The organism is uncultured Rhodoblastus sp., assembly GCF_903903185.1.
Taxonomy (GTDB): Bacteria; Pseudomonadota; Alphaproteobacteria; order Rhizobiales; family Beijerinckiaceae; genus Rhodoblastus.
Window position 1 is genome coordinate 1 of record NZ_CAIUXT010000071.1, and the last position, 5,558, is coordinate 5,558.

The following is a 5,558-nucleotide window of genomic DNA, read 5'->3' on the forward strand; positions in this document are numbered from 1 at the left end:
CGCAATGTTCCGGCGGCTTTGTCGGGGCGATGCCGCCTTGCCCGCGGCAGGTCTGCGCCCGGTCGGCGAATTGTGGCTTTTTGCCGATGCGGCTGCCGCTTCGAACCTTCCGGATTGGGGGGCGTCATGAATGTCGCGCTCGCAAACGAGGGGTCATGGCGGGATCAAAGCCTCATATAACTGAGTTTAACTGTGCATCTTTACGTTAAGTGGAAACCGAATCCCGTTTGAAAATCGCTTCAGGCGTCATCGATGCGCCGGATGATTTCTCCTGCGCGCCGCGATTGTTCATTCCGAGCCGCCATCCATCGCGCGGATCCTTTGAGCAAAATCAGGATTGATATATTTGAATAATTCAGGCGCGAGTTTTTCAATGCCAGCGACCGGGGCCGTCTCAGGCGACATCGTGGACAGACCCTTCCATGAGCACCCATCAAGGTAGATGACGCGCTCAGCATTTCCGAGCAGGCAGAACTTTGACGGATCGGACGAAACATGGTTTCGACCGGTCCCAACTGCCGGCGGACCTTTGCCGTTCGGTCATCACCGGCTGTGCTTCTTCGATCCATTTCGTTCTCGGCTGGCCTTCACGCCGCGCGCTGTTTCGCCGAACGCGCCGCGAACGCCAAAAGGTCTGCGTTGACCTTGTCCTTCTGCGTCGTGCACATGCCGTGGGGGGGCGCCCTCGCAGATTTTCAATTCGGCGTTCTTGACGAGCTTGGCCGACAAAAGGGCGGAAGCCGCGATCGGCACGATCTGATCGTCATCGCCGTGCAGGATCAGCGTCGGCGCGTCGATCTTTTTCAGATCCTCCGTCAAGTCGGTCTCCGAGAACGCCTTGACGCAAAAATAGGACGCGGGCATGCCGGCCATCATCCCCTGCAGCCAGAACGACTCGCGCACGCCCGAGGAAGTTTTCGCGCCCGGCCGGTTGTAGCCGTAGAAGGGCACACTGAGATCCACATATTGCCGGAAAGCGAACAGGCCAATTTCACTTTGCCTTGACTATCTCATCTCCGACTAAAGACAGCGATCCTGGCCGTTGACCGGTTCGTCGGCATGATCCTGGGCGAAATTAGGGCGTAAGTGATTTCCGAATCTATCGTCATCATGGCGGGTGACTATGAATCATCCGCTTGGGCGGGAAGGGTTTTCGCCGATTCCTGCGCAAAGCGAGAAGGACTCCTTCATGAAAACTCTGGTTGCCGCCGCTATCGTTTCTTTCGCGTTCGTCGCGCCGACGCTGGCCATGCCGATCGCCTCTCCGGCCGCTTCCGCGCACGCTGAAAGGGCGGTCGTCCTGGCCCAATACAACCATTACAGGGGTGGTGGCCGTGGCCACCATTACGGATGGGGGCGTGGTCACCATCGCGGATGGGGAAACAGCCACTACCGCCGCTACTGAGCCAAGGCGTCCATGACGGCAATCGCACTGCCGGCTTAGTTGACGCCGTCGTTGGAGAAGCGGTTGGCGTCGGTCGATTCGGGGACCCACCTCATCATGCGGATCGTCGGTCAGGTCTCTGCATGGGATGGCGCGCCCGGGGCTGTCGCTCCGCGCGCCATCCCATTCGACTTGTTCCCGCGCGAAATGAAGCGGATCGATTTCAGCGGGCTGGAGTCGCCCTATGCGGTCGCCGGAACTCGCAAGCCAAAATGGAGACATCCGATCCTGAAGTCGGAGGCGCTTTCGGGGATGTCGTCTCAAGCGTGAGGGGCAAATCGGATCCTCCCGTACTCGGCATTTTTTCCGTTTTCGCTTCGCTGTGACGGAAATGCCGCCCGAGGCTAAAGCGTCAATACTATCAATTCGACGTAAGGAGAATTCTCCATGTACAAATATGCATTCGCCATTGCTGCCGCAGCAGCTCTTTTTTTCCCGATTTCGGTTTCTTCTCAACAGATCGAGATTGGACCGGGAGGCGTCCACATAGACCGCGGCGGCGACCGTGATCGGGACCGCGACCGCGACCGGGACCGGTATCGGCAGCGGGATGGGCAGTGCGAGCAGTTGCGGCGGGCTTGCGAACATAAGGATGAGCGAGGCGAGCAAGGCGAAGGCAATTGCCGCAGATATCAAGAGACTTGCAAATAGCCGGTTTTGCTGGCCGACATACGCCGTATGATTCTGCCCCCGCAGATTGCGAAAAGCGCGCCGAAAAAGCTGGTTCCGATTCGCCACAAAAGCAGCCCTCCTTGGCGTCCAGGGCCGAAGCGCACGGCTGGCCGATATCTCCTGTCGGAAGCTTCTCTAAGGGTCTCGCAAGCGTTTCGACGCTTCTCGACGTTGGCTGAGGGGATCGGGAACAATCGCATCACTCATAGCGCAAAGCCTCGATCGGATCGAGGCTTGAGGCTTTTCGCGCCGGATAATAGCCAAAAAACACGCCGACCGCGGCCGAGAACAAGAATCCGCCGGCCATTGCCGTCAGGGAAAGCGGCGCCCGCCAGCCAAAGCCAATGGAAATGATTTCGGAAATGGCTACGCCCGCGACAATGCCGGCAAGTCCGCCGCTGACCGACAGAATCACGGCTTCGGCGAGGAATTGCAAAAGCACATGCAGCCGCCGCGCGCCGATCGCCATGCGCAACCCGATCTCGCGGGTTCGCTCGGTCACCGAAACCAAAAGAATATTCATGATGCCGATACCGCCGACGAGCAGGGAAATCGACGCCACGGCGGCCAGCAGCGCCGACATGATGCGGCTGCTGTTCTCGGCCGTTTCCGCATATTGGCTCAGATTGCGCACGGAGAAATCCTTGATCCCGGCGGGCTTGATCCGGTGGCGGCGCATCAGCGTCTCGCTTGCCTGGGCTATGGCGCCCCGCACCGAAGCCGGGCTGGCCGCCTGAACATAGATCTGGTTGGCGTAGCCGGTCAGGCGGGACTGGAGAGCGTAAGGATTGGGGGCCGGCAGATAGGCCCAGTTGAGCGGCGCCTGCGTCTGGCTTGGCGAAGCGGCGCCCAGGACCTTGCGTTCGGCGGTGGTGAACGGCGTCATCACCAGATCGTCCTGATCCTGCCCGAATGCGGTTTGGCCCTTGGCGGCGAGAACGCCGATCACCCGCAGCGGCGTGTTCTTGACTTGTATATAGGCGCCGACGGGACTTTCGGTTGGGCCGAACAATTGCCGGGCGACGGTCTGGCCAACGATCGCCACCAGTCCGGCATGGCTGGCGTCTTCTTGCGTGAAGGCGCGGCCGGCGGCGATGCGCCAGTTGACGATCGGCGGATAATTGAGGCTGACGCCCTGAATCGTCGTCGTCCAGTTTTGATTGCCATATTGCGCCTGACCTTGCTGGCGGATCAGATAGCCGACCTGCACCACCGCGGAATCCTCGCGGCGGATCGCCCGCGCATCCTCCAGGGTCAGCGTGCTGGCGCTGCCGGAGCCGCCGCGCATACCGCCGCTGTGGGTCGCGCCGGGGAGGATCACCACGACATTGGCGCCGAGCCCCTCGATCTGCTTGCGGACCGCTTCATTGGCGCCGTCGCCGACCGCCACCATGACGATCAGGGCGGCGACGCCAATGAACACGCCGAGCATGGTGAGCATGGAGCGCATCTTGTTGCGGCTTATGGCTTGCACGGCGGCGGCGGCGATCATCAGGCCAAAAGACCAGAAGCCGCCGGCGGCGCGTTTTTGCGGCGTGGGCGCCGCCGCGCTCGGGCCGGGCGCTGGCGTGCGGAGCGGGCGGGTTCGCTCGTCTGAAATGATTTCGCCGTCGCGCATGACGATGAGTCTGTCGGCATAAGCGGCAATATCGGATTCATGCGTGACGACCACCACGGTCACGCCCTTGTCGCGGTTCAACCTGGTAATAGTCTCCATGATGTCATGCGACGTGCGGGTATCGAGATTGCCGGTGGGCTCGTCGGCGAGCAGCAGGCTCGGCGCATTGATCAGCGCCCGGGCGATGGCGACGCGCTGCTGCTGTCCGCCGGAAAGCTGGTTCGGCATGTTGTTTTCCCGTGCGCCGAGGCCCAGGAACTCCAGGGATTCCTTTGCCCGCGTCCGGCGCGTTGCGCGGTCGACGGGGCCGGAGGCGGCGTAGTAAAGCGGCAGGCCGACATTTTCGAGGGCGCTGGTGCGGGCGAGCAGATTGAAACTCTGGAAGACGAAACCGAGGCGTTCGCTGCGGACGCGCGCAAGTTCGGGCTCGTCGAGTCCGGCGACATCGACGCCGTCGAGATAATAATGGCCGCTGGTCGGCCGGTCGAGACATCCGAGGATCGCCATCAGCGTCGATTTGCCCGAGCCCGACGAGCCCATGATGGCCAGGAAGTCGCCGCGTTCAACCGTCAAGTTGGCCGAGCGCAAAGCGCGCACTTCCTCGGCGCCGACGACAAAAGTCCGCGTGACGTTTTCGACCTTGAGGACGGGCTGCGACATTTTAATCCAGGCTGCGAGAAACAATGATCAAGGGGCGGCGGCGGGCTCTTCGCCAAGGAGAATCCGGTCGCCTTCCTTTACGTCGCCCTCGAGTATTTCGGTAAAATCGTCGTCGTCGAGACCAGCGATAATGTCGACGGCGACGGGCTGTTCCGCGCGCAAAACCCAAAGGCGCGCGCTGCCCGGCTTGGCTGGAGGAGCCGCGACGCCTAAGGCGGCGGGCGTGAATCGCAAGGCCTGGTTTGGCGCGCGCAGCACGTTGGGGCGCTGGTCGATCATGATCCGGGTCGAGGCGGTCATGCCGGGTTTCAGCGCGAGGTCCTTGTTGTCGACGCTGACCACAGAGTCGTAGGTGACGACATTCTGCACCGTCTGCGGCGATTGGCGCACCTGCGTCACGGTTCCGGCGAAAGCGCGATCGGGAAAAGCGTCGACCGTGAAGGACGCCTTGTTGCCTTCCTTGATCCCGCCAATGTCGCTTTCGCTGATATTGGTGTCGACCTGCATGCGGGTGAGGTCGGTGGCGATCAGGAACAGGGTGGGGGTGTTCAGGCTCGCCGCCAGGGTCTGGCCCTGCGTGACATTGCGCGAGACCACGGTGCCGTTCACCGGCGAGGTGATGTCGGTATAGTCGAGATTGACTTGGGCCGCGGCGAGTTGGGCCTGGCGCTGGTCGATCGTCGCAATGTCGAAACCAACCTGCGCCTGCGCCTGATCGCGATTGTTCTTCGACAGGTCGGCAGCGTCCCTGGCGACTGAGTTCTGCCGCAGAAGGGCCAGATTGCGCTCCCAGTTAAGGTTTGTGTAGGCCAGATTAGCCTTATCCTTGGCCAGTTGCGCCCGCGCCACCGCGAGATTGGCGTTGGCCTGATCCACCAGCGCCTGATAAGGGCGGGGATCGATCTTGGCGCAGATCTGGCCGGTGGAAACCTTGGTGTTGTAGTCGCAGGAAATCTGCATCAGCACGCCGGACACGTAGCTGCCGACGATAATGGTGAGTTCGGGATTGACCGTGCCGGTCGCCGTGGCAACGCGCGTGATGTCGCCACGGGTTGCGGAGGCGCTGACATATTTCGCCGGCGGCGTGTAATGGCTTTGGCGCCAGAAGAGTCCGCCCGCCGCAATCAGCAGCGCGAGCGCAGCGGCGATCGCCACGCCCTTGCC

General features: G+C 61.8%; 5 protein-coding genes and 1 pseudogene. 3 read left to right on the forward strand and 3 right to left on the reverse strand.

Going from position 1 to position 5,558, the window contains the following annotated elements; all coding sequences use genetic code 11:
- Positions 1 to 587: 587 nt before the first annotated feature.
- Positions 588 to 960, reverse strand: a pseudogene (locus QZY01_RS06490) (alpha/beta hydrolase); the annotation flags it as partial.
- A 163-nt stretch (positions 961 to 1,123) separates the two neighbouring features.
- Between QZY01_RS06490 and QZY01_RS06495 the strand changes: the two are divergent.
- The 3 genes from QZY01_RS06495 (at position 1,124) to QZY01_RS06505 (ending at position 2,095) form a co-directional block, all read left to right on the forward strand.
- On the forward strand, positions 1,124 to 1,405 hold the full coding sequence (locus tag QZY01_RS06495; RefSeq protein ID WP_294534844.1) for a hypothetical protein: 282 nt from the start codon (positions 1,124 to 1,126) through the stop codon (positions 1,403 to 1,405).
- 63 nt (positions 1,406 to 1,468) lie between these two features.
- Entirely contained in the window at positions 1,469 to 1,714 is a 246-nt protein-coding gene (locus tag QZY01_RS06500; RefSeq protein ID WP_294534846.1) for a hypothetical protein, read from the forward strand.
- A 117-nt stretch (positions 1,715 to 1,831) separates the two neighbouring features.
- Positions 1,832 to 2,095 (forward strand): hypothetical protein, encoded by a 264-nt coding sequence (locus QZY01_RS06505; RefSeq protein WP_294534848.1) that lies wholly within the window; start codon positions 1,832 to 1,834, stop codon positions 2,093 to 2,095.
- Positions 2,096 to 2,315: 220 nt separating this feature from the next.
- Here QZY01_RS06505 and QZY01_RS06510 read toward each other — a convergent pair whose 3' ends face one another.
- Complete coding sequence (locus QZY01_RS06510) at positions 2,316 to 4,394, reverse strand: ABC transporter permease (protein ID WP_294534850.1); 2,079 nt, start codon at positions 4,392 to 4,394, stop codon at positions 2,316 to 2,318.
- Between the two features lie 27 nt (positions 4,395 to 4,421).
- Positions 4,422 to 5,558 (reverse strand): efflux RND transporter periplasmic adaptor subunit (locus QZY01_RS06515; protein WP_294534853.1); only part of this gene is annotated, 1,137 nt, incomplete at its 5' end.